Below are 24,986 nucleotides of genomic sequence, written 5' to 3' on the forward strand. Positions count from 1 at the left end.
TCCGGCCCCGCGCGACGAGGCGCAGCCCACCCACGTCCCTAGAGAGCGAGCACGCCGTGCCTCCGACCAGTACCGCCACGTCCACCGGCGGACCCCAGACCCCCAGCAACCCCGGCGGTCTTAGCAGCCCCGTGCCCCCGGCCCACCTCGCCGCTCCCGACAGCACGGTGGTCCGCCACCCCGGCCGGGTGACGTTCGCCCTGAGCGCCGCGGTGCTGGCGTTCTCGCTCATGCAGACGCTCGTCGTCCCGGCGCTGCCCACGCTGGGGCGAGAGCTCGACGCGAGCGCCCAGGGCACGGGCTGGATCCTGACCGCCTTCCTGCTCGCCGGCGCCGTCCTGGCGCCCGTCGTCGGGAACCTCGGGGACCGGTTCGGTCACCGCCGCGTGCTGCTCGGCGCGATGCTCGTCTTCGCAGGCGCGACGGCGCTCGCGGCGGCGGCCCCGAGCCTCGGGGTGCTGCTTGCCGCGCGCGTCGTGCAGGGCGTGAGCACGGCGACGTTCCCGCTCGCCCTCGCTCTGGCGCGCTCGGTGCTGGCGGGCCCGCGCCTCGCGGCCGCGTTCGGCTGGATCCCCGGGATGATCGGGCTCGGCGCGGGTGCGGCGCTCGTCGTGGGCGGCGTCGTCGTCGACGCGCTCTCCTGGCGGTGGCTGTTCGTGCTCGGCGCCGCGCTCATCCTCGTCGCCGCCGCGCTCGTCGCGGCGTGGGTGCCGCGCGGCGGTGCCCCCGCGGTGCGTCGACGCACGGACTGGCCGGGCATCGCCCTGCTGGCGGGCGGCCTCGTCGGTGTCCTGCTCGCCGTGTCCCAGGGCGGCAGCTGGGGCTGGGCCTCCGCCCGGACCCTCGCCGTGGGCGTCGCCGGGGTGCTGCTCCTCGTCGCTCTCGTGCTCGTCGAGCTGCGCACCGCCGCGCCGGTGGTCGACGTGCGGACGTTCCGCCACGGCCCGCTCGTCCTCGTCAGCCTCCTGACGGTGGCCATCGGGTTCGTGCCCTACGTCTGCTACGTCGCGCTGCCGCTGCTCATGCAGGCCCCCGCCGGCACCGGGTACGGCCACGGGATGAGCGTCACCGTCTCCGCGCTCGCCATGCTGCCGAGCGCCGTGCTGGTCTTCCTGGGCGGTCGTGCCACGCCGTGGCTGGTGCGCCGGGCGGGTGCCGGGGGAGCGGCCGTGACCGCCGCCGCGGTCATGGCGGTGGGCGCGGCGGGTCTCGCGCTCTGGCCGACGACGTCGTGGCTCGTCGTGGTGGCGTTCTCCGTGCTGGGCCTGGGCAACGGCATCGGCTACGCGATCTGCGCGCAGCTCGTCGTGAGCTGGTCGCCGCCCACCGAGACGGGTGCCGCGACCGGGCTCAACAGCGTCGTCCGCACCGTCGGCTCGGCGGCCGCGGCGCCGGTCGTGATGGCGCTGCTCGCCGCGGCCACGACCGACCTCGCCGCGGCCTACTCTGCCGCGTTCTGGGTGGCGGCGGCGGTCAGCGTGGTCGGCGTCCTGGTCGCCCTCGTGCTGGCGGCACGCTCCCGCCGGCCCGTCTGAGCCCTGGAAGACTCCCGCTCGGCGCCGCGACTCGGCCGGGCGGGACGGCGTCGAGGGACACGGTGAGGGGTGCGCCGGTCGCCGCCACCACGTCGTCGACGGAGACGCCCGGCGCGAGCTCGCGGAGCACGAAGCCGTCGGCGGCCACGTCGAGCACCGCGAGGTCGGTGATGACGCGGTGCACGACACCGCGGCCCGTCAGCGGCAGCGTGCAGGCGGGGAGCAGCTTGGGCGAGCCGTCCTTCGCGTTGTGCTCCATGAGGACGACGACGCGGCGGGCGCCGTGCACGAGGTCCATGGCCCCGCCGGGGCCCTTGACCATCTTTCCGGGGATCATCCAGTTGGCGAGGTCGCCCGTGGCGGAGACCTGCATCGCGCCGAGGATCGCGGCGTCGATCTTGCCGCCGCGGATCATGCCGAAGCTGGTCGCGGAGTCGAACACCGAGGCACCCGGCAGCAGGGTGACGGTCTCCTTGCCGGCGTTGATGAGGTCGGGATCCACCGCGTCCTCGGCGGGGTAGGGACCCACTCCCAGCAGCCCGTTCTCCGACTGCAGCACCACCTGGCGGTCCGGTGGCACGTGGTTCGGCACGAGCGTCGGCAGGCCGATACCCAGGTTCACGTACCAGCCGTCGGCCAGCTCCGCCGCGGCGCGCGCGGCCATCTCGGCACGGGTGAGAGGCACGTCTCAGCCCTCCTTCGCGGTCGTGGTGGTGCGCTTCTCGACCCGCTTCTCCCCGCCGGGCACATGGACCACGCGGTGGACGTAGACGCCCGGGAGGTGCACGTCGTCCGGGTCGATCTCCCCGGGTTCGACGAGCTCCTCGACCTGCGCCACGCACACCCGGCCCGCCATCGCGGCGAGGGGAGAGAAGTTCCGGGCGGAGCGGTGGAAGACGAGGTTGCCGTGCCGGTCGCCGCGCGCGGCGTGCACGAGGGCGAAGTCGGTCGTGATCGCCTCCTCCAGGACGAACTCTGCGCTCGTGCCGTCAGCGGCGGTGAAGCTGCGCACCTCCTTGCGCGGGGATGCCACCGCGACGCCGCCTGCGCCGTCGAACCGCCGCGGCAGACCGCCGTCGGCCACCTGCGTGCCGACCCCGGTGCGGGTCCAGAAGCCGGCGATCCCCGCGCCGCCCGCACGCAGCTGCTCGGCGAGCGTGCCCTGCGGTGTCAGGACCAGCTCCAGCTCGCCGGCCAGGAACTGCCGCTCGAACTCCTTGTTCTCGCCCACGTACGAGCTGGTCATACGCCGGATGCGTCCGGCGCCGAGCAGCAGGCCGAGGCCCCAGTCGTCGACGCCGCAGTTGTTGCTCACCACCGACAGGCTGGTGGTGCCGCGGGCGAGCAGGGCGTCGACGAGCGCGACGGGCGTGCCGCACAGCCCGAAGCCGCCGACGGCGAGCGACGCGCCGTCCGGCACGTCGGCGACCGCCTCCGCTGCGGTGGCGACCACCACGTCCAGGCCCGTCATCGCGCGCTCCAGCCGCCGTCGACGGTCCACGAGGCGCCGGTGACCATCGAGGCGTCGGGTCCCGTGAGCCAGCCGACCAGCGACGCGACCTCCCCGGGCTCCACGAGCCGCTTGATCGCGGTCTCGGCGAGCATCACGTCGGCCAGCACGTCGGCCTCGGCGATGCCGTGGGCCGCCGCCTGGTCCGCGACCTGCCGTTCCACCAGCGGGGTGCGCACGTAGCCGGGGTTCACGCAGACGCTCGTGACGCCTCGCGGTCCGCCCTCGAGAGCCACCGTCTTGGACAGCCCCTCCAGTCCGTGCTTCGCGGAGACGTACGCGGCCTTGAACGGCGAGGCGACCAGCCCGTGCACCGAGGAGACGTTGACGACCCGCCCCCATGCCTGGCCGTACATGTAGGGCAGCGCGGCGCGGACCAGGAGGAAGGGCGCCTCGAGCATGAGGCGGTGGATGAGCCGGAAGTCGTCCGGCGCGAGGTCCTCGATCGCGCTGACCCGCTGGATCCCTGCGTTGTTGACGAGGACGTCGATGTCGAGGCGCAGGTCGTCCAGACCACGGGTGTCCGCGAGGTCCACGACCCACGCCTCCCCGTCGAGCTCGTCCGCGAGGCGCTTCGCCCCGTCCGGGTCGACGTCGGCGACGACGACGTGGGCGCCGCGCGCCGCGAGCTCGCGGGCGCAGGCAGCGCCGATGCCCGACGCCCCGCCGGTGACGAGGGCCCTGCGGCCGGCCAGCGTGCGCCCGCCGGCCGCAGCGAAGGTCGCGGGCCCCGTCATGCCGCGGCCCCGGTCGCCGCCCGGTCGCGGGCGTCGAGCTCGCGCAGCGAGATGCCGCGGGTCTCGCGCATGCTCAGCACGGCCACCGTGGTGATGGCGCCGGCCACGAGGAGGTAGAGGGCGGTCGGCCACCACGACCCGGTGGTCTTCAGCCAGGTGGTGGCGAGGATCGGGGCCAGCGACCCGGCGAGGATCGACGTCACCTGGTAGCTGATCGACACCCCGGAGTACCGCATCCGGGTCGGGAACATCTCGGCCATGATCGCGGGCTGTCCGGCGTACATGAGGGCGTGGAACAGCAGGCCCACCATGATGACGAGGAGCGCCACGACGGTGCTCCGCGTGCCGAACGCTGGGAACGCCCACAGGCCCCAGGTGCCGCCGAGGATCGCCCCGGCCAGGTAGACCGGCTTGCGGCCGACCCGGTCGGCGAGCCTGCCGACCGCGAGGATGACGAGGAAGTGGAACGCGTGGGCGATAGCGATGACCCCGAGGATCGACGTGGTGTCCATCCCCAGCCCGGTGCCGAGGTAGACGATCGAGAAGCTCACGACGAGGTAGTACATGATGTTTTCCGCGAACCGCAGGCCCATGCCGGTCAGGACGCCGCGTGGGTACCGCTTGACGACGTCGACGACGCCATAGCCGGCGGACTTGCCCTGCTCGAGCTCGGCCTTCGCCTCTTCGAAGATGGGCGCGTCCGTGATGGTGGTGCGGATCCAGTAGCCGACGAGCACGACGACGGCCGACAGCCAGAACGCGACGCGCCAGCCCCACGAGAGGAACGCGGCGTCGCTGAGAGTGGTCGACATGACCCACAGCACGGCGGTGGCGAGCAGGTTGCCCACGGGGACGGCGGCCTGCGGCCACGCGGCCCACTGGGCGCGGCTGCGGTCAGGGGCGTGCTCGGCCACGAGCAGGACGGCACCTCCCCACTCGCCGCCGAGAGCGATGCCCTGCACGAAACGCAGCACCACGAGCAGCGCCGGCGCAGCAAGGCCGATGGTGGCGTAGCTCGGTAGGCATCCCATGAGCACCGTCGCGGCGCCGATCATCATGATCGTGATCTGCAGGGTGTGCTTGCGGCCCAGCCGGTCGCCGAGGTGACCGAAGATCACGCCGCCCAGCGGCCGCGCGAGGAAGCCGATCGCGTACGTGACGAAGGCGGCGATGATGCCGTCGTACTCGTTGCCCATGGCGGGCATCAGCACCTTGTCGAACACGAGCGCCGCGGCGGTCGCGTAGAGGAAGAAGTCGTACCACTCGACGACCGTGCCGGCCATCGAGGCCGACACGATCCTGGTGAGCAGCGACCGGTCGCTCCCGGCGTCGCCCGCCGCGCCGTGGGTCGCGCGGTCCTGCGCGGTGTTCTGGCCCGAGGCCATGGTTCCTCCGGTGTCGTCGTTGACACGGTGGCTGGCGCCACTCCTGACGCCGAGGATGCTGCCGGTCCGGCACGTGTGCGTGCAACGACCAACTGAGCACGCCTGGTGTGCAGGGATGCACAGACGTCGAGCGGTGACAGTAGGGTGCGCTCGTGCCGACGACGCCGCAGCCCTCTCCCGACCAGCTCCTCGTCCTGCTCGAGGTGGCTCGCACGGGCCGGTACACGACGGCGGCCGAGGTGCTGGGCGTCAACCACACGACCGTCGCCCGCAATGTCGCGTCCCTCGAGCGAGCGCTCGGCGGCCGGGTGCTGGTCCGCGGCGCCGAGGGCTGGGAGCTCACCGGCCTGGGCGAGCGCGCGGCGCGAGCCGCAGAGGCGGTCGCGACGGCCGTGGCCGGCCTCGCGGCGCGGGACGGCGAGCTCGACCTTGTCACGGGCGTCGTGCGGATGACGGCCACCGACGGCTTCAGCGCCTACATCGCGTCCCCCGCCGTCGCGGCCCTGCGCCGGCGCCACCCCGAGCTGTCCGTCGAGCTGGTCACGGTGACCCGGCACGCGACGCAGCACCGCTCCGGCGTGGACGTGGAGGTGGTGGTCGGGGAGCCGCAGGTGGGCCGCGCGAAAGCCGTGCGGCTGGGGGAGTACGAGCTCGGCATGTATGCCTCGCGCTCCTACCTCGACGACCGCGGGGCGCCGGCGTCGGTCGCGGACCTCGCAGGCCACGGGCTCGTGTACTTCGTGAACTCGATGCTGCAGGTGGACGCCCTCGACGCTCCGCGTCGGCTGGTGCCGGGGATGCGCGACGCGCTCACGTCCACCAACGTCTTCGTCCACGTCGAGGCCACGCGTTCCGGCGCAGGGGTCGGGTTCCTTCCGTGCTTCATGGCAGACCGGCACGCCGACCTCGTGCGCCTGCTGCCCGGTGAGGTACGCGACCGGCTGCCCTACTGGGCGGTGGTGCACCCGGAGTCGTGGCGGCGCCCTGCTGTCGCCGCCCTGCTGGAGTCGCTGCGCGAACAGGTGGGACGCAGCCGAGAGGCGCTGCTCGGCGGCGCTCCCCACCAGGGCTGAGCAGGCAGTCTCAGGGTCCCCCCAGGGTCGAACCGGGGGCACACCCCATGGTCGCGCCCGGTCCCGCCGTCCGAAGGTGGACGCATGATCGACGCGATCGCCTCGCTGTGGGCCCAGCTGGAGAGCACGCTGTTCGCGCTCGTCGCCTCCGCCTGGGCGTTCCCCGCGCTGTTCGTGTCCACGGCCGCCGACGGCTTCTTCCCGCCGGTGCCCGGAGAGACGATGGTCATGATGCTGGCCGTCGGTTCCGAGACCGGTCAGGGCGTGAACCTCGGCCTCGTGGTGCTCGTCGCGGCCCTCGGCGCCTGGTGCGGGGACCAGGTGGCCTACGCCGTCGGGCGGGCGCTCGGGGCGTCGCGCGTGCCGTTCCTGCGCGGCCCGCGCGGGCAGCGGGCGGTCGCCTGGGCGGCCCGCTCCTTCGAGCGCCGCGGAGCCTCGGTCGTGCTCGGCGCGCGCTTCGTGCTCGTGGGCCGGATGGCCGTCAACGTCACCGCCGGCGCCGTCGGCTTCTCCCGGCGCCGGTTCATGGCGTTGTCGGCCGTGGCGTCCCTGGCGTGGGCGTGCTGGACCGTGCTGCTCGGCGTGGTGGCGGCGGCCTCGCTCGGGGACCAGCCCCTCCTTGCCGTCGCAGTCGGGATCGTCGTCGGCACCGTGATCGGCGTCGTCGTCGACCGCGTGCTGACGGCCTGGGGGAGCCGGACCCGCCGGCCCGCGGGACCGGCGCCCACCGTGGGCCCCGCGGCGGCCGGGGTGGCGCAGCGGGAGCCGGCGCTCGCGGGCTTCGCGGTGGGACCGCGCGTGCCCGCCCGCGCCGCCGGCGCCCTCAGTGCTCCAGCCGGTCCTTCTCGTCCCCGATGAAGTCGGTGACGGCGTCGTCCACGTCGTCGCGGTTCATGTCGGCCGTCCGTGCCTGGCGCACGTCCCACCGCAGCATCAGCGCGCCGAGGACGGCGGCGATCACCGATGCCAGCAGGATGGCCGACTTCGCGCCGAGCGTGTGCTCGGACTCGTGGCCGAAGGACAGCTCGGTGATGAGCAGCGACACGGTGAACCCGATCCCCGCGAGCAGGGCCACCGGCAGCAGGTCCCGCACGCCGATGCCCTGGGCCAGGCGCAGCGGCGTGACCCGGGTGACGAGCCAGGTGGTGCCCAGGACGCCCAGGAGCTTGCCCAGGACGAGGCCGGCGAGGATCGCGAGCACGACCGGCTGCTCGAGGACCTCGGCGATCCCCCCGCCGTCACGCAGGTCCACCCCGGCCGCGAAGAACGCGAAGATCGGGAGCGCGAGGCCCTGCGACCACGGCTTGACCGCGAGCTCGTAGCGGTGCGTGCGGCTCTGCTCCTCCCCGTGCACCGGGCGGGCCGCGACGGTGAAGCCCATGAGCACACCGGCCACCGTCGCGTGCACGCCGGACGCGTGCATGAAGGCCCAGGCGACGACGAACAGCGGCACGAGCACCCACCAGCGCGGCGTGCGCGTGCGGACGTACCAGCCGAAGAGCGCGATCACGACCAGGGACGCGGCGAGGTACCCGAACTGGACCTCGGCCGTGTAGAAGACCGCGATGACGATGATCGCGAGCAGGTCGTCCACGACCGCGAGGGTGAGCAGGAAGGTCCGGATCGCCGCGGGCAGCCCCTTGCCGAAGACGGCGAGCACCGCCAGCGCGAAGGCGATGTCGGTGGCCGTCGGGATCGCCCAGCCCTCCAGGGCGCTGGAGTCGCCGAGGGCCAGCACGACGACCGTGTAGATGATGGCGGGCAACGCCATGCCGCCGACGGCGGCGAGCATCGGGACCCCCGCCTCCTTGGGGCTGCGCAGGCTGCCTGCGACGAACTCGTGCTTCAGCTCCAGCCCGACGACGAAGAAGAAGATCGCGAGGAGGCCGTCCGCGGCCCATGCGGCGACCGTGAGGTCGAGGTGGATGTGCAACGGGCCGAGGTACGCGAAGCCGAGGACGGTCTCCGACAGGTCGAGGTACCACTGGCGCCAGGCCGAGTTGGCCAGCACGAGCGCCAGGATCGCGGCGATGATGAGGAGCGCGCCGCCGGTCGTCTCGCGAGAGACGAAGCGGCGCAGGCGGGTGCCGAACGTGGGGACGGTGACGTCAGTGCTCAAGATGCTCCCTGTCGGGGTCGGAGGTCGACAAGCTCCCGGCGTCGCAGCCGGTGCCACCGACCAGACTTCCCGGCTCACCCGCGGGCCAGCCTAACGTCCGGTGCCGGGGTACGGCGGCGTCGTCCGTCAGGTCGCCTCGCGGGTCATCGCCACCAGCCGCGCGAGGGTGTTCCAGTTGCGCCCGGTGGTCCAGGTGCCCGCGGCGCGGTCGATCACGGCTGACGTCAGCCGGGACTTGCCGATGCCGTCGACGTAGTCCACGAAGAGCACGCCCTCCGCGACGACGAACCGCTCCGGGTGGTCCTCGGCGAGCGCCGCGACCCCGTCCGCGTCGACCGGCTCGGGGCCGACGAGCACCAGCACCTGCGACGGGTGGTCGGCGGCGGCCTCGGGGAACGGGTCGGCGGCCAGGAGCGCGGCCGCTCGTCCGGCCGGCAGCGCGACGGCGCGCACGTCGCCCCCGAGCCGCTCCGCGAGCGCCGCCGCGACCCGCTCCGCGACGCCCTCGTCCCCGGCGTCGCCCGTGCCCACGACGTTGCCGCTGTTCGCGTAGGTGCGGGCGCCGTCGAGGCCGGCGTCCGTCGCGGCCGCGCGCAGGTCGGCGGCCGAGACCCGGCGGTGGGGGCCCAGGTTCACGCCGCGCAGCAGGACGACGTAGGCGGTGCGGGCGGGCTCGGAGGATGCCATGGGCTCCATGGTGCTCGCCGGTCGGCCCGGCGTCGCGGCGGGGTCCGGCGCGTGAACGACGGGTGACAAGTTCCCGACCCGCCGCAGCGGGGGTGGTGGCGTGAATCACAGCGTCGTAGTTTGGCGGCAGGGACGGTGTCCAGCCGTCCTCGGGGAGGCCAGCCGATGGGGAGCATGCTCCGTGCGGGAGGGCCGGCTCCGGACCGGCGCCGCGCGGCGTCCCCGGGCCAGCCGCCCGCCCACCTGGAGGGAGCTCGCCGTGGCCCGAACCGCACCCGTCCCTGAGCAGGGCACCGCCGACGTGGACGGCACCGCCCGCCGCACGTTCGTCATCGACACGTCTGTGCTGTTGTCCGACCCGCGGGCGATCTACCGCTTCGCCGAGCACGACGTCGTCCTGCCGGTCGTCGTCGTCACCGAGCTGGAGGCCAAGCGGCACCACGCCGAGCTCGGCTACTTCGCCCGCAGCGCGCTGCGCATGCTGGACGACCTGCGCGTGAAGCACGGCAGGCTCGACGCCCCGATCCCGGTCGGTGAGTCCGGCGGCACGTTGCGCGTGGAGCTCAACCACACGGACCCGCAGGCGCTGCCGGCGGGCTTCCGGCTGGGCGACAACGACACCCGGATCCTCGCCGTGGCGGCGAACCTCGCCGCGGAGGGCCGTGCCGTCACCGTCGTCTCCAAGGACCTGCCCATGCGGGTCAAGGCGTCGGCCGTCGGCCTGCAGGCGGAGGAGTTCCGCCACGAGCTCGCCGTGGACTCCGGCTGGACGGGGATGCGCGAGGTCGACGTCGCCGACGAGCAGGTCGCGACCCTGTACGAGGGGGGCGAGGTGGAGCTCGCCGCCCTCGACCCGTCGGTCGTCGAGGCGGCGTCGCCGCTGCTGTGCCACACCGGTCTGGTGGTCCACTCGGCGGGCAGCTCCGCGCTCGGCCGGGTCACGGCGGACAAGACGATCCGGCTCGTCCGGGGCGACCAGGACGTGTTCGGCGTGCACGGCCGCTCGGCGGAGCAGCGGGTCGCCATCGACCTGCTGCTCGACCCGGAGGTGGGGATCGTCTCGCTGGGCGGGCGCGCCGGGACCGGCAAGTCGGCCCTCGCGCTGTGCGCCGGGCTGGAGGCCGTCCTGGAGCGGCGGCAGCACCGCAAGATCCTCGTCTTCCGACCGTTGTACGCGGTAGGCGGACAGGAGCTGGGCTACCTGCCGGGGTCCGAGTCCGAGAAGATGAACCCGTGGGCGCAGGCCGTGTTCGACACGCTCGGCGCGCTCGTCTCGCCCGAGGTGCTGGACGAGGTCATCGACCGCGAGATGCTCGAGGTGCTGCCGCTCACGCACATCCGCGGGCGCTCGCTGCACGACGCGTTCGTCATCGTCGACGAGGCCCAGTCCCTGGAGCGCAACGTGCTCCTCACCGTGCTGTCGCGCATCGGGCAGCAGTCGCGGGTGGTGCTCACGCACGACGTCGCGCAGCGGGACAACCTGCGGGTGGGCCGGCACGACGGTGTCGCGGCCGTGATCGAGGCGATGAAGGGGCACCCGCTCTTCGCGCACGTCACGCTCACCCGGTCGGAGCGGTCGCCCGTGGCGGCGCTCGTCACCGAGATGCTGGAGTCGCTGGAGATCTGAGCGGCCCCGCGCCGCCGGTCAGGCGGGCGCCGACCGGCGGCGCGGGTGCACCAGCACCACGGCGAGCAGGCCGAGGACGGCGCCCAGGACCGTGTCGAGGGCGCGGGACGCGGCGATGCCCGCGGGGTCGACGGCGCCGCCGAGGGACGTCATCAGCAGCGCCATCGGGGTGATGGTGAGCATCGCGAGCCCGTAGTGGCGCCCGACGACGATCTCCGTGACGACCTGCAGCACGACGACGACGACGCACGTGGCGGCGAACGACAGGTGTGCCGCGAGCAGCGGCCAGGCGAGGAGCGCGCCCACGACGGTGCCGGCGCCGCGCTGCAGCGCGCGGACCACCGCGTGGTGGGTGGTGGTCCCCTGGAGGGTGGCGGTCGCGCCCAGCTGCGCCCATGCCGGGTGGCTGAGTCCTGCCGCCAGCGTGACGGCGCCGGCCACGACGCCCGCGACGACGACGCGGACGCTCCCGAGGCGCCAGCCGCGCGTCGCCCAGGCGGCGCGCGCGTCGTCGCGCAGGCGACGCCGGGGCGGCAGGGTGTCGGCGGCGGCGACCGCTCGGGCCGGGACGGGGAGGGCCGGGTCGAGCAGGGCCGGGTCGAGCAGGGCCGGGTCGAGCAGGGCCGCGACGGCGGCGAGCTCCGTGGCCAGCACCCGCGCGGTGTCCCGGGTGCGGCGGTGCGACAGGTCGTCGGCAAGGACCGCCTGGGCGTGGGCGACGGCGGCTGCGGCCCGGTCGGCGGACGCGGACCCGGCGGCACTGGTGGTGGTGCCCGACGTGGCGGTGCCCGGCGCGGTGGCGCGGCGCACCGCGTCGGCCGCGCGCCGGACGGCCAGGCGGGCGGGCGCGCTGGGCCGCACGAGATAGCCGCTCATCCCGACGGCCCAGGCGATCACGGCGCCCAGCGCGAACGCCGCGCCGCGCTGTGCGACGTCGGACCAGGCCAGCGGACCGACCATGCCTCCCGCCGCGGCGAACACGACGATGGTCGCGCCCGGGGGGCCGGTGCGGACCAGCGCGCAGAGCGCGGTCGCGACCCCGGCGACGAGCGCCACGACCGCGAGGACGACGACGGTCGGCGTTCCGGCCGCCGTGAGCGCCGCCGTCAGGACGAAGGCTGCGGTGAACCCGGCGGCGACCCCCGTCAGCAGCGCGGCGCGGCGACGGTAGGGCTCGTACCGCCCGTACAGGATGGTGAGCGCGCCGAGGGCGGCGAAGCCGGCGAGGTCGGCGCGGCCTGCCGCGGCGCTCAGGGCCAGCACGGCAGCGGCGGCGGCGCCGACGCGCAGCGCCGCGGCCACGGTGGCGTCGGCGGGGTTGATGCGCAGGGCGGCGCGCAGGTGGCCGGGGTCGAGCACGTCGCGGGCGCTCGTCAGGACGGGGGACGGTGCGGGGGAGGGAGGCATTGCCCGCCATGATAGTTCACAGGTGAATCATCCTGGAAGGACTTCGGGTGTGACCTCTATCCTGTCGCCGTGGACTACATCCAGCGCGTGCGCGCGCAGTGGGCCGAGCGGCTGCCCGACGTCGACACCTCGCCGGCCGAGGTCGGGGCGCGTGCTCGGCGGATCGCCGCGCTGCTGGAGGCCGAGCTCGCGGACGACCTGGCGGCCCGCGACCTCACCCGCGCGGAGCTCGACGTCCTCACTGCGCTGCGCCGTTCGGGGCGGCCGTTGCGGGCGGGGGAGATCACGACCATGACCGGTTCGCCCGGCGCGTCCATCACCAAGCGGCTGGACCGCCTGGAGCGGTCCGGGCTGGTGGAGCGCGCGGTGCACGAGCGGGACAAGCGCGGGGTGCTGGTGGCGCTCACCGCGCAGGGAGAAGGGCTCGTCGACGAGCTCTTCCCGCGGCAGATCGAGCACGAGCGCGCGGCGCTGGGCGACCTGTCCGACCAGGAGCGGGTGGAGCTCGGCCGGCTGCTCGCCGTCGTGCTCCGCCGCCTCGACCCGCGGGACTACTGATGCCGGGTGCTGCCTGTGCCTATGCCCAGGCCGGTGCGGCCGTGTGCCGGGATGTGCTCGCGGGGAGGCGTCACGCGTCAGGTGGAACCCCCCAGCCCCGCGCCCCGAGGAACGCCTCCCCGCTACGGCGACAGTAGCAGGTGAGGTTAGGCTTACCAACCCTGCGTTCGAGGCGTGATCAGCCGGTTGATCAGCCGGGGTGATCGGCCGGGGTGATCGGCCGGGGACGACGACGGCGACGACCCCGTGGGGGCCGTCGCCGTCGAGGGGCGGGTGACGTCAGGCCTGCGGGGGCCGCGTCATCGACAGGACGTCGAGGGCCGAGTCGAGCTGCTCCTCCGTGACCTCACCGCGCTCCACGAAGCCGAGGTCGACCACGGCCTCGCGGACGGTGAGCCCCTGCTTGACGGAGTGCTTCGCGACCTTCGCCGCGGCCTCGTAGCCGATCACGCGGTTGAGGGGCGTGACGATCGACGGCGAGGACTCCGCGTAGGCGCGGGCCCGGTCCACGTTCGCCGTGATGCCCGAGACCGTCTTGTCGGCCAGCACGCGCGACGCGTTGGCGAGCAGGCGGATCGACTCGAGCACGCCCTGCGCGATGACGGGGATCTGCACGTTGAGCTCGAACGACCCGCTGGCCCCGGCCCACGCGACGGTGGCGTCGTTGCCGATCACCCGGGCGGCCACCATGAGCACGGCCTCCGGGATCACCGGGTTGACCTTGCCCGGCATGATCGAGCTGCCCGGCTGCAGGTCCGGGATCGCGATCTCGCCGAGGCCGGTGTTCGGGCCGGAGCCCATCCAGCGCAGGTCGTTGCAGATCTTCGTGACGGACACGGCGATGGTGCGCAGCGCGCCCGAGAGCTCCACGAGGCCGTCCCGGGCGGACTGCGCCTCGAAGTGGTCGCGCGCCTCGGTCAGCGGCAGGCCCGTGTCCTCGCGCAGCAGCTCGATGACGCGCTGCGGGAAGCCGGCCGGCGTGTTGATGCCGGTGCCGACGGCGGTGCCGCCCAGGGGCACCTCTGCCGCGCGGGGCAGCGCCGCCTCGACGCGCTCGACGCCGTAGCGGATCGCGGCGGCGTACCCGCCGAACTCCTGCCCGAGCGTCACGGGGGTGGCGTCCATGAGGTGCGTGCGGCCGGACTTCACGACCGTGGCGAACTCGTCCGCCTTGGCGCCGAGGGCGTCGGCCAGGTGCCGCAGCGCCGGCACCAGGTCGTGGATCGCGCCCGCCGTGGCCGCGACGTGCACCGACGTGGGGAAGACGTCGTTCGACGACTGCGAGGCGTTGACGTGGTCGTTCGGGTGCACGTCCTTGCCGAGCGAGCGCGTGGCCAGCGTGGCCAGCACCTCGTTGGTGTTCATGTTCGAGGACGTGCCGGAGCCCGTCTGGAACACGTCGATCGGGAAGTGCGCGTCGTGCGTGCCGGCGGCGACCTCGTCCGCGGCGGCGACGATCGCGTCGGTGATGTCCTGGTCCAGCACGCCCAGCTCGGCGTTCGCCCGCGCGGCGGCCTTCTTGATGCGCGCGAGGGCCTCGATGTGCCCGCGCTCGAGCGTGGTGCCGGAGATGGGGAAGTTCTCCACGGCGCGCTGCGTCTGCGCGCGGTAGAGCGCGTGCGCCGGGACGCGCACCTCGCCCATCGTGTCGTGCTCGATGCGGTACTCGGTCTCGCCCGCGCCGGACGCGCCGGGGACGACGGTGTCGGAAGTCATGCCTCTATCGTGCCGCACCCCGGCAGGCGCTCCGTCGTGAGGCGGGTCACGTCGCTGTCGGTGTCCCGGACGAGGATGCGGGGGTGACCTTCTCCCACGTGGTCCTCTACCGCGCGATGAACCTGGGGCACCGCGGCAGCCCGGTGCGGGCCGCGCTGGAGCGCGCGCTGCTCGACGGCGGCGCGCAGGCGGCGCGGTCGTTCCAGACGAACGGGACCGTCCTGCTCGACGTTGGGGACGGGGACGGGGACGACGCGACGGCCGCCGCCGTCACCCGCGCCGCAGCCCCGCTGCTGGCCGCAGGCTGCGGGTACGCCGGCGCGGCACTGGTGCGGTCCCTCGGCGAGGTCACCGCCGCGATCGACGGCGACCCGTTCGCGCTCACCCGCGACGAGCGGACCTACCGCGAGACGGTGACGTTCGTCGACGGCGGCGACCCCTTGGCCGTGGCCCTGCCGTGGACGGACGCGCGCGACCTCCTCGACCTCGTGGCCGCGCGGCGGGGCGTCGTGCTCGGGGTGGCCCGCGGCGGGCCGGGAGCTGGGGGCGACCCGAACACCGCCGTCGAGCGGCTCACCGGCGGGGTCGCGACGACGCGCACGCTCGGCACCGTGCGGCGGCTGCTGGCGGCCGCCGCACGGGCCTGAGCGCCGATGCCTCGCGCCGGTGCCTGGTGAGGGCGGGGAGAGGTCAGGCGGCGGCCGGCTGCTCGCCGACCTCGCCGTCGACCGCCACGAGCCGCGCGCTGCCGTCGTCCAGGTCGTAGACGACGCCGACGACGGCCAGGCGACCCTCGTCGATGGCCGCGGCGACCGCGGCCGAGTAGCCGCGCAGCAGCGCGACGGTGTGCTTGACGTGCTCGGTGCGCAGCACGTCCGGGTCGATCGGCCCGGTGACGCCCTGGCGGCTCGTGAGCTCCGCGACCGAGGGGATGACCTTGTCGACCACCGCGCGCACGAACCCCGGGGGCTGCTCGCCGGTCGCGAGCGTGTGCGCGGTCGCCGCCACGGCGCCGCAGGAGTCGTGCCCGAGCACCACGACGAGCGGGGTGTGCAGCACCTCGGTGCCGTACTCGATGGAGCCGAGCACGGTCGTGTCGACCACGTGACCCGCCGTCCGCACCACGAAGACGTCGCCCAGGCCCTGGTCGAAGATGATCTCCGCCGCCACCCGGGAGTCCGAGCACCCGAAGATCACCGTGTGCGGGTGCTGCACCGTGCGCAGCTCGCGCCGGCGGACGGCGTCCTGGTCGGGGTGCTCGGGCTGGTCGCTGACGAACCGGGCGTTGCCGGCGCGCAGACGCGCCCAGGCTTCGGTGGGGGTCAGGGTCATGACTGCTCCTCTGCTTCGTGCTCGCCGACCCGCACGCGGTCCGGCCCGATGAGATCGTGGGGCCACGGCGGGTTCGCGCCGGCCCGGGAGACGGTCACGGCGGCCACGGCGACCGCACGCACGAGCATCCGGGTCGTCGCCGCGCGGTCGAGGGCACGCAGCGCGTCCCGCCGGGCCGCGCCCAGCAGGTCCGCGCCCCACAGCCAGTCCAGGAGGGCGCCCATGAACGAGTCGCCCGCACCGACGGTGTCCACCACGTCGACCCGCGGGGCCGCGACGGTGACGTCGCCGGCCGCCGTCACCGCCGTCGCGCCCTCGCCGCCGAACGTCACCACGACCACTGCCGGCCCGGTGGCCTGCCAGGCGCGCGCCACGTCGAGCGGGTCGCGGCCGGGGTAGAGCCACGCCAGGTCCTCGTCGCTGACCTTGACGACGTCCGAGAGCGTGACGATCTCCTCGACCCGCGGCCGCACCGCGTCGGCGTCGCCCATGATGGCCGGGCGGGCGTTGGGGTCGTACGTGACGGTGGCGGTGTCGCGCGCGGCCGCCAGGAGGTGGCGCACGTCGGCGTCCCCGGGCGGGAGCATCGCGGCGATGGACCCGGTGTGCACCGCGAGCGTCTCGTCGGTGGCCCCGGCGCCCGCGGGCACCTGCCACTCGAGGTCGAACTCGTAGGTCGCGGCGCCCGTCGCGTCCAGGGTCGCCTGCGCGACGCTCGTGCGTGCCGCGCCGTCACTGCCCGGGGCGAGCGTGACGCGGGACCCGGCCAGCCAGGCGCGGACGTCGTCGCCGCGTGCGTCGGGCCCGAACCAGGTCGCCAGCCGGACGTCGCGGCCCAGGCGGCCGAGCGTCAGCGCGACGTTCGCCAGGCTGCCGCCCGGGTGCTCCTCGCTCGAACCGTCCGGGCGGTGCACCACGTCGACCAGTGCCTCGCCGACCGCGAGCACGTGCGCGCTCACGCGTCGTCCTCCCCGGTGGTGGCGTCGCCGGACGCGACGGCGCCGGCCTGGGCGGCGGCGAGCCGCTCGCGTGCGCCGTCGAGCCACTGCTGGCAGCGGGTGGCCAGGGCCTCGCCCCGCTCCCACAGCGCGAGCGACGCCTCCAGCGGCTCGCTGCCGGCCTCGAGGCGGGCCACGACCTGGACCAGCTCGTCACGGGCCTGCTCGTAGGTCAGGGCGGCGACGTCGGCGGGCAGGTCGGAGGACGCGCCGGGCGTCGGGGGAGGGGCGTCGGGGATCGCGTCGGTCACGGGGGACAGTCAACAACATGGCGACGACACGGTGACAGCGCAGTCCGCTGGACGGGCGGAAATGCCTTGCGAGCCGCGCAGGCGTCGGGCAGCGTGCGCGGCATGGGACACCTGGAGGTGGCGCACGTCGAGCACGTGCTGCCGGACGGCCGCACGCTGCTCGACGACGTCTCGTTCCGCGTCCCGGAGGGCAGCGCCACCGCCCTCGTGGGGCCGAACGGGTCGGGCAAGACCACCCTGCTGCGCCTGCTGTCGGGCGAGCTGACCCCGCAGGCCGGGTCCGTCACCGTCACCGGGGGCCTCGGCGTCATGCCCCAGTTCGTCGGCTCCGTGCGCGACGCCAGCACCGTGCGCGACCTGCTCGTCGCCGTCGCCCCGCCGCGCATCCGCGACACCGCGCGCGCTGTCGACGCCGCCGAGCTGGCCATCATGGAGGTCGACGACGAACCCGCCCAGCTCGCGTACGCCCAGGCCCTCGCCGACTGGGCCGAGGTGCGCGGGTACGAGGCCGAGACCCTGTGGGACGTCTGCACCGTCGCCGCGCTCGGCATCCCCTACGAGCAGGCACGCTGGCGCGAGGTGCGCACCCTGTCCGGCGGCGAGCAGAAGCGGCTCGTCCTGGAGTCGCTGCTGCGCGGCACGGACGAGGTCCTCCTGCTCGACGAGCCGGACAACTACCTCGACGTGCCCGGCAAGCGGTGGCTCGAGGACCAGCTGCGCGCCACCCGCAAGACCGTCCTGTTCGTCTCGCACGACCGCGAGCTGCTGGCGACGTCCGCCGACCGGATCGTGTCGCTCGAGCCCGCGCCGTCGGGCGCGGACGCCTGGGTGCACGGCGGCTCGTTCGCCACGTTCCACGAGGCGCGGCGGGAGCGGTTCGCGCGGTTCGAGGAGCTGCGCCGGCGCTGGGACGAGAAGCACGCCCAGCTGGTGCGCCTCGTGCGCGAGCTGCGACAGGCCGCGGCCAACAGCGACGCGCTCGCGTCCCGCTACCGCGCCGCGCAGACGCGCCTGGCCAAGTTCGAGGAGGCCGGCCCGCCTCCGGAGCCGCCCCGCGACCAGGACATCCGCATGCGGCTGCGCGGCGGCCGCACCGGCGTGCGGGCGGTGACCTGCGAGCAGCTCGGGCTCACGGGTCTCATGCAGCCCTTCGACCTCGAGGTCTTCTACGGCGAGCGCGTGGCGGTGCTCGGGTCCAACGGGTCGGGCAAGTCACACTTCCTGCGGCTGCTCGGGGGTGACGACGTCGCGCACACGGGCGAGTGGCGCCTCGGCGCACGCGTGGTGCCGGGCGTCTTCGCCCAGACGCACGCGCAGCCCGAGCTGTTCGGGCGGACGCTGACCCAGGTGCTCTGGGAGGACCACGCCCGGGACCGCGGCGCCGCCATGTCCGTGCTGCGCCGCTACGAGCTGACCGTCGCCGCGGACCGCGAGTTCGACCGCCTCTCCGGCGGTCAGCAGGCGCGGTTCCAGATCTTGCTCCTGGAGCTGGCCGGCTGCACCGCGCTGCTGCTCGACGAGCCCACCGACAACCTCGACCTCGCCAGCGCCGAGGCGCTGCAGGAGGGGCTGGAGGCCTTCGACGGCACCGTCCTCGCGGTCACGCACGACCGGTGGTTCGCGCGCGGCTTCGACCGGTTCCTCGTGTTCGGTGCCGACGGCACCGTGCGCGAGACCCCCGAGCCCGTCTGGGACGAGGGCCGGGTGGCCCGCGCGAGGTAGGGCGCTCAGCCGCGGGACCGCCCGACGAAGAAGGCGCGCAGGTCCGTCGCCAGCAGCTCGGGCTCCTCCATCGCGGGGAAGTGGCCGCCCTCGGGGTGCTCCACCCACTGGTCGATCGCGCCCCAGCCGTTGAACACCTTCGCCATCAGCGGGTGGGTGTCGAAGACCGACCAGGCGGACGGGACGTCCGACGCCGCGAGCCAGTCCAGCCCGGAGTGCGACGCCTCGTAGTAGAACTGCGCGCTCGACGCACCGCTCCGGGTGAACCAGTACAGCGACACGTTCGTGAGGAGCTGGTCGCGGTCGACCGACTCGTCCGGGGTGTGGCACGCCGGGTTCGTCCAGGTCTGGAACTTCTCGACGATCCACGCGAGCTGGCCCACGGGCGAGTCGGTGAGAGCGGCGCCGATCGTGTCGGGGCGGTGGTTCTGCATCTCGAAGTAGCCGTGCTCTGCGGCGTCGCGAGCGCGCACCGCCTCGATCTGGGCGACCTCGTCGTCGGTCAGCCCGTCCGGCAGCGGGAACTGGTCCCCGACCATGCCGAGCGACCGGCCGTCGCTGCCGACATGGGTGCCGATCACCCGGTCCGGGTACAGGGCGGCGAGCCGCCCCGTGGTGCCGGCGCCGATGTCGGTGCCGTGCACCCCGAAGCGCTCGTAGCCGAGCCGCGTCATGATCTCCGCGTAGGCCTCGGTGGTACGGGCCACCTCCCATCCGGTCCCGGCCAGCGGGGTCGACCAGCCGAACCCCGGCAGGGACGGCACGACGACGTGGAACGCGTCGGTCAGCAGCGGCAGGAGCCGCTGGTACTCGACGAACGAACCCGGCCAGCCGTGGCACAGCAGCAACGGGGTGGCGTCCGGGTTCGCCGAGCGGGCGTGCACCACGTGAAAGGTCTGGCCGTCGACGACGGTCGTGACCTGCTCGTGCGCGTTGAGGGCCGCCTCCTGGGCGCGCCAGTCGAAGCCGTCACGCCAGTGCTCGGCGAGCTCGCGCAGGTACGGCAGCGGCATGCCGCGGCTGAAGTCCGTGCGGTCGTCGCGGCCGGGGACGGGCAGGGGCCAGCGCGTGCGCGCGAGCCGGTCGTGCAGGTCGTCGAGATCGGCCTGCGGCACGTCGATGCGGAAGGGGACGAGGGCGGTGCTCGCGGCGTTCGTGGTCATGACGCCACTGTGCCCGCAAACGCGGAAGACGAGCTTCCGCGATCGGTGACACGATCTCGAGGTGATCGAGACGTCCGCCCGGCTGCTGCAGCTACTGTCCCTGCTCCAGCTGCGGCGCGACTGGACCAGCACGGAGCTCGCGGACCGGCTCGACGTGAGCACGCGGACCGTCCGCACCGACATCGGCAAGCTGCGCTCCCTGGGCTACCCCGTCGAGGCGCGCCCCGGCGTCGCCGGCGGCTACCGGCTGGCCGCCGGCACGGCGATGCCGCCGCTCGTGCTCGACGACGACGAGGCCGTGGCCGTGGCGGTCGGGCTCGGCGTCGTCGCGACCCACGGCCTGGGCGCCGAGGAGACGTCGCTCACCGCGCTGGCGAAGCTGGAGCAGGTGCTCCCGGCGCGGTTGCGGGCGCGGGTGGAGGCGGTCCGCGACGCGACGAGCGTGGTCCCGCGCGCGGGCACGGTGCTGGACCCGGCCGTGCTCTCCGCGGTCGCCGCCGCCATCCGCGCGGCCGAGCGGCTCCGGTTCGGGTACACCTCGCACGACGGCACCGCTTCCGTGCGGCACGTGGAGCCGCACCGGGTGGTGAGCTGGGGCGCGCGCTGGTTCCTGCTCGCCTGGGACCTCGACCGCCTGGACTGGCGGGTCTTCCGCGTGGACCGGATGGAGCCCCGCGCCCCGACGGGCGCGCGGTTCCGCCGCCGGGAGATCCCCGAGGACGCGGTGGTGGAGCACGTGGTCGGACGGGTGCGCCGTGCCACGTGGCGCTACCGGGCGCGACTGCGCGTGCACGCGCCGGCCGCCGAGGTCGCGGCGAGGATCGGGGCTCCGCTCGACATCACCGAGGACGGGCCGGACGCCTGCCGGGTCGGCGTCGGCTCGGACGACCCGGACCGGCTCGCGCTGTGGATCGCCCAGCTCGGGGCGGACGTCGAGGTCCTCGAGGGGGAGGAGCTCGCCGCGGCGTTCGACCGCCTGGCGGAGCGGTTCAGGCGTGCGGCGCGGGGGCCGGCGTCCGACCCGTGACGGCGGCCTCGAGTGCCCCGCGCGCCAGGCGGACGCGGACGGCGTCCCCGGTGGCGACGTCGTCGGACGACAGCAGCACGCCTCCGTCGGCGCGCTGCACCACGGCATAGCCGCGGGCGAGCGTCGACAGGGGGGAGAGGGCGCGGACCTGAGCCTCCAGACGGTCGATCTGGCCGGCGGCGCGCAGCAGGGCGGCGTCCAGGCAGTGCCGCGCGTGGCGCACGTGCTGGGCGATCTCACGCTCCCGGACGTCGACGGTCGTCTGGGGGTGGGCCAGCGCCGGCCTCGACCGCAGCGCGTCCAGGCCGTGCTGCTCCCGTTCGACCCGAGCCGCCACGGCGCCGCGCATGCGGCGGCGGGCCTGGTCCAGGCGCAGCCGCTCCTCGGCGACGTCCGGCACGATGCACTTCGCCGCGTCGGTCGGCGTCGACGCGCGCAGGTCCGCGACGAGGTCGACCAGCGGTGCGTCCGTCTCGTGGCCGATGGCGCTGACCAGCGGCGTCGTGCACGCCGCGGCTGCCCGCACCAGCGCCTCGTTGCTGAAGGGGAGCAGGTCCTCGACGGAGCCGCCGCCGCGGGCGAGGACGATCACCTCGACCTCGGGGCGGGCGTCGAGATCGGCGAGGGCTGCGCTCACCTCGCGCACGGCGTCGACGCCCTGGACCGCCACCTCACGGATCTCGAACCGGACCTGCGGCCAGCGGGCCCGCGCGTTGACGACCACGTCGTGCTCGGCCTTGGACTCCCGCCCGCACACGAGGCCGACGACGGCGGGGAGGAACGGCAGGGGGCGCTTGCGGTCGACGTCGAAGAGGCCCTCGGCCGCGAGCACCCGCCGCAGCTGGTCGATGCGTGCGAGGAGCTCGCCGACGCCCACCTGCCGCACGGCGGTGGCCCGCATCGACATCCGGCCCGTCTTCACCCAGAACTCCGGCTTGGCCTGCACCACCACGTGGTCGCCCACCTCAGGCTTGTGGTGCAGGCCGTCGAAGACGCGCGTGAGCATGTGCACCGGCAGCGAGGCCTCGGCATCGGTGTCGCGCAGCGTCACGAACTGCATGCCCGCCCGGGGTCGGTAGGTGTGCTCGACGACCTGGCCCTCGACCCACACCAGCGACATCTTCGCGACGTAGTCCCGGATCTTCGCGGACAGCAGGCGCACCGGCCAGGGCCGCTCGGCCGTCGTCTCACGGGCGAGCTCGGGCAGGGGCTGCGGCTGGGTTTCCGGCTGGGACACGTCCGACACGGCGTCCAGCATGCCCCACGCCCCTGACGGGCACGTCAGACCCCCGTCACAGGACGTCCACACGCGCCCACCTAGACTGGCCGCGTGACTGCGACCGCTCCGGCCCCCACCCTCCCGACGTCGACCAAGCGCGTGCTGCTGGCCGCGCCGCGCGGCTACTGCGCGGGGGTCGACCGCGCGGTGGTGGCCGTGGAGAAGGCGCTCGAGACCTACGGTGCGCCGGTGTACGTCCGCAAGGAGATCGTGCACAACAAGCACGTCGTGGAGACGCTGCGCGAGCGCGGTGCGATCTTCGTCAACGAGACGGACGAGGTGCCCGAGGGCGCGCGGCTGGTGTTCTCCGCGCACGGCGTCTCTCCTGCGGTCCGCGAGGCCGCGGCGGCCCGCAGCCTGGAGACCATCGACGCCACCTGCCCCCTGGTCACCAAGGTGCACAAGGAGGCCGTGCGCTTCGCCGGCGACGACTACGACATCCTCCTCATCGGCCACACCGGGCACGAGGAGGTCGAGGGCACGGCCGGCGAGGCGCCCGACCACGTGCAGGTCGTGAACTCCCCGGACGAGGTCGACCAGGTGGAGGTCCGCGACCCGCACAAGGTCGTCTGGATCTCGCAGACGACGCTGTCCGTGGACGAGACCATGGAGACCGTGCGACGGCTGCGCGTCCGCTTCCCCGAGATGCAGGACCCGCCGAGCGACGACATCTGCTACGCCACGCAGAACCGGCAGGTCGCGGTGAAGAAGCTCGCCCCGGAGTGCGACGTCGTGATCGTCGTCGGCTCGGCGAACTCGTCGAACTCGGTGCGTCTCGTCGAGGTCGCGCTGCAGGCGGGTGCGCGCACCGCGTACCGCGTGGACCGGGCGACGGAGATCGACGACGCCTGGCTGGACGGCGCGACGACGGTGGGCGTCACCTCGGGAGCGTCGGTGCCGGAGATCCTCGTCCAGGACGTCATCGCCCACCTCGACGCGCACGGCTTCGGCGCCGTCGAGGAGGTGCGGACCGCCACGGAGGACCTGATGTTCTCCCTGCCGCGCGAGCTGGCACGAGGCCTCAAGGCCGCGGGCCAGGAGGAGAAGCGGCCCCGCCGCGGCGCGCGCACCGCGCTGCCCGTCGAGCCCGCCTGACGCGCGCCGTCGGCGGCGGCCCCTGCGGGCTCAGCCGGCGGCGGAGTCGTCCTGGGCCTCCTGGCCGGCGCGTTCGAGCGCGTCCCGGTCCGCCGTCACGAGCGAGTCCACCGACGCCCGGTCGTCCTCGACGCTCAGGTCGCCCAGAGCGACGACGGCGCCCTCGGCGGCGGCGAGCAGCTCGGGCCGGGTGATCGGCCGCGGCACCTCCTGCAGGCCCCTGACCTCCTCGATCTCGTCCTTGCCGTCGACGACGTCGAGCTCGACCATCCGGCGCGCCGAGACGAGCACGTTGCGCTCCAGGGACCCGACCATCGAGTTGTACGCCTTGGTCGAGCTCTCGAGCGAGCGTCCCATCTTGGTGATGTGGCCGGTCATGGTCACGATCCGGGAGTGCAGCTGCTTGCCGACCTTGAGGACCTCCTGCGCGTTGTCGGCGAGAGCCTGCTGCCGCCACGCGAACGCGACCGTCCGCAGCAGCGCGAGCATGGTGGCCGGGCTCGCGAGGAGCACGTTCTTGCGCGCGGCCTCCTCCATGAGCGACGGGTCGCGTTCCAGGGCGGCGGCGAGGAAGGCCTCGGCCGGCACGAACATCACCACGAACTCCGGGGCGTGGTCGAAGAGGTCCCAGTACCGCTTCGACGCGAGGTCGTCGACGTGCTTGCGCACGTGGCGCACGTGGGCGTCCATCCGCTGCTCGCGGACCGCAGGGTCGGACGCCTGCTGGGCCTCCAGGTAGCCGAGGAACGCCACCTTCGAGTCGACGACGACGTTCTTGCCCCCCGCCAGGTTGATCACCATGTCGGGCCGGAGCACGTCGCCGTCCTCGTTCGTCGCCTGCACCTGGACGTCGAAGTCGACGCGCTCCATCATCCCGGCGGCCTCGACCACCCGCTGGAGCTGGAGCTCGCCCCAGGCACCCCGCGTCTGCGAGGAGCGCAGCGCGGTGACCAGGTCGCTGGTGCCCTGCCGCAGCTCGGCGTTGGCCAGCGTGAGCTGCCGCAGGTGCTCGCCCAGGGCGGACGATCCCTCCGCGCGCGCCTTCTCCGCCGCGACGACCTCCTCGCGGACCTTCTCGAGGCTCTTGCCGAGCGGGTCGACCAGCGCCCGGAAGGCCTGCTCGCGCTGGGCCAGGGTCTCGTCGTTCTTCTGCGTGCTGCGCTGCAGCCGCTCGTCCGCGAGGTCGAGGAACTGCTTCTGGTTGGCGGCCAGCGCGTCGTTGGCCAGTGCGCGGAACCGCTGCGCCGCCGCCTCCTGGTCGCCCTTCGCCTCGGCGAGCTGCCGCTCGAGGTCCTCCCGGACCTGGGCCAGCAGGCGGTCCGCCTGCTGACGCGCCTCTGCCACGCGCCGGTCCGCCTCGTCGCGAGCGCGGTCCAGGTCGCGCTCGGCCAGCTCGCGCTGCTCCGCCAGGCGGCGCTCCGCCTCGTCGCCGGCCTGCCCGAGCCTGCTGCGCAGCTCGGCGGCGTCCCGCCGCACGGACTCGAGCTCGCCGTGCTCGCGCAGCCGCTCCATCTCGTGCGAGCGCCCCGCGCGGGCTGCGCGGTTGGCGTGCCACAGCCAGCCCACCAGCGTGCCGACCACGAGGGCGCCGACGATGAGGAGCAGAGCGAGGGTCGTCGTCATGGGCACACCGTTTCACGCCGTACCGACAGGACGGAGCGTCCACGCGACGAGCGTGGGGAGATTATAAAGCATAACATGGCGTGTGGGTGAAAAGAACAACCCACGGGGGCGGGGCCGGGGCGGGCCCCAAAAGGGTTCCCCG

At 74.3% G+C, this 24,986-nt stretch carries 23 protein-coding genes; 9 read left to right on the forward strand and 14 right to left on the reverse strand.

The window, feature by feature from the left end:
* Nucleotides 1–131 precede the first annotated feature (131 nt).
* On the forward strand, nt 132–1,535 hold the full coding sequence (locus tag ACWGKI_RS02595; protein WP_452184457.1) for an MFS transporter: 1,404 nt from the start codon (nt 132–134) through the stop codon (nt 1,533–1,535).
* Here ACWGKI_RS02595 and ACWGKI_RS02600 read toward each other — a convergent pair.
* The 4 genes from ACWGKI_RS02600 to ACWGKI_RS02615 are packed head-to-tail and all read right to left on the reverse strand — an operon-like array spanning nt 1,474 to nt 5,167.
* On the reverse strand, nt 1,474–2,220 hold the full coding sequence (locus ACWGKI_RS02600) for a 3-oxoacid CoA-transferase subunit B (protein ID WP_452184459.1): 747 nt from the start codon (nt 2,218–2,220) through the stop codon (nt 1,474–1,476). The genes ACWGKI_RS02595 and ACWGKI_RS02600 overlap by 62 nt on opposite strands.
* Before the next feature lie 3 nt (nt 2,221–2,223).
* Nucleotides 2,224–3,006, reverse strand: coding sequence for a CoA transferase subunit A (locus ACWGKI_RS02605; RefSeq protein WP_380244759.1), 783 nt, complete (start codon nt 3,004–3,006; stop codon nt 2,224–2,226).
* A complete protein-coding gene (locus ACWGKI_RS02610) occupies nt 3,003–3,782 on the reverse strand; it encodes an SDR family oxidoreductase (RefSeq protein WP_452184461.1) in 780 nt (259 codons plus the stop codon). The genes ACWGKI_RS02605 and ACWGKI_RS02610 overlap by 4 nt, the downstream gene beginning before the upstream one ends.
* Nucleotides 3,779–5,167, reverse strand: coding sequence for an MFS transporter (locus ACWGKI_RS02615; RefSeq protein WP_452184463.1), 1,389 nt, complete (start codon nt 5,165–5,167; stop codon nt 3,779–3,781). Before ACWGKI_RS02615 ends, ACWGKI_RS02610 begins: the two co-directional genes overlap by 4 nt.
* 152 nt (nt 5,168–5,319) lie before the next feature.
* Between ACWGKI_RS02615 and ACWGKI_RS02620 the strand changes: the two genes are divergently transcribed.
* Together ACWGKI_RS02620 and ACWGKI_RS02625 are read left to right on the forward strand one after the other, a co-directional pair.
* Nucleotides 5,320–6,240, forward strand: coding sequence for a LysR family transcriptional regulator (locus tag ACWGKI_RS02620; protein ID WP_452184465.1), 921 nt, complete (start codon nt 5,320–5,322; stop codon nt 6,238–6,240).
* Between the two features lie 84 nt (nt 6,241–6,324).
* Nucleotides 6,325–7,098: a DedA family protein gene (locus tag ACWGKI_RS02625; protein WP_452184467.1), complete on the forward strand. Its 774-nt coding sequence runs from the start codon at nt 6,325–6,327 to the stop codon at nt 7,096–7,098.
* Here the strand turns inward: ACWGKI_RS02625 and nhaA are convergent.
* Nucleotides 7,064–8,359: a Na+/H+ antiporter NhaA gene (gene nhaA, locus ACWGKI_RS02630; RefSeq protein WP_452184469.1), complete on the reverse strand. Its 1,296-nt coding sequence runs from the start codon at nt 8,357–8,359 to the stop codon at nt 7,064–7,066. The genes ACWGKI_RS02625 and nhaA overlap by 35 nt on opposite strands.
* 126 nt (nt 8,360–8,485) lie before the next feature.
* Nucleotides 8,486–9,046: a DUF1697 domain-containing protein gene (locus ACWGKI_RS02635; protein WP_452184471.1), complete on the reverse strand. Its 561-nt coding sequence runs from the start codon at nt 9,044–9,046 to the stop codon at nt 8,486–8,488.
* A 259-nt stretch (nt 9,047–9,305) separates the two neighbouring features.
* Between ACWGKI_RS02635 and ACWGKI_RS02640 the strand changes: the two genes are divergently transcribed.
* Complete coding sequence (locus ACWGKI_RS02640; RefSeq protein ID WP_452184473.1) at nt 9,306–10,673, forward strand: PhoH family protein; 1,368 nt, start codon at nt 9,306–9,308, stop codon at nt 10,671–10,673.
* Nucleotides 10,674–10,691: 18 nt separating this feature from the next.
* On the opposite strand, the gene ACWGKI_RS02645 is transcribed toward ACWGKI_RS02640, so the two are convergent.
* Nucleotides 10,692–12,080, reverse strand: coding sequence for an FUSC family protein (locus ACWGKI_RS02645; RefSeq protein ID WP_452184475.1), 1,389 nt, complete (start codon nt 12,078–12,080; stop codon nt 10,692–10,694).
* 69 nt (nt 12,081–12,149) lie between these two features.
* On the opposite strand from ACWGKI_RS02645, the gene ACWGKI_RS02650 reads away from it, so the two are divergent.
* Nucleotides 12,150–12,638 carry a MarR family winged helix-turn-helix transcriptional regulator gene (locus ACWGKI_RS02650; RefSeq protein WP_452184477.1) on the forward strand — a complete coding sequence of 163 codons (489 nt, stop codon included), beginning with the start codon at nt 12,150–12,152 and terminating at the stop codon, nt 12,636–12,638.
* Nucleotides 12,639–12,917: 279 nt separating this feature from the next.
* Here the strand turns inward: ACWGKI_RS02650 and ACWGKI_RS02655 are convergent, their stop codons facing one another.
* Complete coding sequence (locus ACWGKI_RS02655) at nt 12,918–14,354, reverse strand: class II fumarate hydratase (RefSeq protein ID WP_452184479.1); 1,437 nt, start codon at nt 14,352–14,354, stop codon at nt 12,918–12,920.
* Nucleotides 14,355–14,437: 83 nt separating this feature from the next.
* On the opposite strand from ACWGKI_RS02655, the gene ACWGKI_RS02660 reads away from it, so the two are divergent.
* Complete coding sequence (locus tag ACWGKI_RS02660; RefSeq protein ID WP_452184481.1) at nt 14,438–15,001, forward strand: DUF1697 domain-containing protein; 564 nt, start codon at nt 14,438–14,440, stop codon at nt 14,999–15,001.
* 43 nt (nt 15,002–15,044) lie between these two features.
* On the opposite strand, the gene ACWGKI_RS02665 is transcribed toward ACWGKI_RS02660, so the two are convergent.
* The 3 genes from ACWGKI_RS02665 to ACWGKI_RS02675 are packed head-to-tail and all read right to left on the reverse strand — an operon-like array spanning nt 15,045 to nt 16,935.
* Nucleotides 15,045–15,686, reverse strand: a complete 642-nt coding sequence (locus ACWGKI_RS02665) for a carbonic anhydrase (protein WP_380242889.1) — start codon at nt 15,684–15,686, stop codon at nt 15,045–15,047.
* On the reverse strand, nt 15,683–16,645 hold the full coding sequence (locus tag ACWGKI_RS02670) for a carbohydrate kinase family protein (protein ID WP_452184482.1): 963 nt from the start codon (nt 16,643–16,645) through the stop codon (nt 15,683–15,685). The genes ACWGKI_RS02665 and ACWGKI_RS02670 overlap by 4 nt, the downstream gene beginning before the upstream one ends.
* Nucleotides 16,642–16,935 (reverse strand): exodeoxyribonuclease VII small subunit, encoded by a 294-nt coding sequence (locus ACWGKI_RS02675; protein ID WP_452184484.1) that lies wholly within the window; start codon nt 16,933–16,935, stop codon nt 16,642–16,644. The genes ACWGKI_RS02670 and ACWGKI_RS02675 overlap by 4 nt, the downstream gene beginning before the upstream one ends.
* A 102-nt stretch (nt 16,936–17,037) precedes the next feature.
* On the opposite strand from ACWGKI_RS02675, the gene ACWGKI_RS02680 reads away from it, so the two are divergent.
* Nucleotides 17,038–18,657 carry an ATP-binding cassette domain-containing protein gene (locus ACWGKI_RS02680; RefSeq protein WP_452184486.1) on the forward strand — a complete coding sequence of 540 codons (1,620 nt, stop codon included), beginning with the start codon at nt 17,038–17,040 and terminating at the stop codon, nt 18,655–18,657.
* 5 nt (nt 18,658–18,662) lie between these two features.
* On the opposite strand, the gene ACWGKI_RS02685 is transcribed toward ACWGKI_RS02680, so the two are convergent.
* Nucleotides 18,663–19,820 (reverse strand): epoxide hydrolase family protein, encoded by a 1,158-nt coding sequence (locus ACWGKI_RS02685; protein ID WP_452184488.1) that lies wholly within the window; start codon nt 19,818–19,820, stop codon nt 18,663–18,665.
* 61 nt (nt 19,821–19,881) lie between these two features.
* On the opposite strand from ACWGKI_RS02685, the gene ACWGKI_RS02690 reads away from it, so the two are divergent.
* A complete protein-coding gene (locus ACWGKI_RS02690) occupies nt 19,882–20,847 on the forward strand; it encodes a helix-turn-helix transcriptional regulator (RefSeq protein ID WP_452184490.1) in 966 nt (321 codons plus the stop codon).
* On the opposite strand, the gene xseA is transcribed toward ACWGKI_RS02690, so the two are convergent.
* Complete coding sequence (xseA, locus tag ACWGKI_RS02695) at nt 20,810–22,105, reverse strand: exodeoxyribonuclease VII large subunit (RefSeq protein WP_452184492.1); 1,296 nt, start codon at nt 22,103–22,105, stop codon at nt 20,810–20,812. The two genes, ACWGKI_RS02690 and xseA, sit on opposite strands and share 38 nt — an antisense overlap.
* 72 nt (nt 22,106–22,177) lie before the next feature.
* Here xseA and ACWGKI_RS02700 point away from each other — a divergent pair, with 72 nt between their 5' ends.
* Nucleotides 22,178–23,221 carry a 4-hydroxy-3-methylbut-2-enyl diphosphate reductase gene (locus ACWGKI_RS02700; protein WP_452184494.1) on the forward strand — a complete coding sequence of 348 codons (1,044 nt, stop codon included), beginning with the start codon at nt 22,178–22,180 and terminating at the stop codon, nt 23,219–23,221.
* Between the two features lie 30 nt (nt 23,222–23,251).
* Here ACWGKI_RS02700 and rmuC read toward each other — a convergent pair whose 3' ends face one another.
* Nucleotides 23,252–24,844: a DNA recombination protein RmuC gene (rmuC, locus tag ACWGKI_RS02705; protein ID WP_380242904.1), complete on the reverse strand. Its 1,593-nt coding sequence runs from the start codon at nt 24,842–24,844 to the stop codon at nt 23,252–23,254.
* Nucleotides 24,845–24,986: the final 142 nt, after the last annotated feature.

It is taken from the genome of Isoptericola sp. NPDC055881, assembly GCF_053615895.1.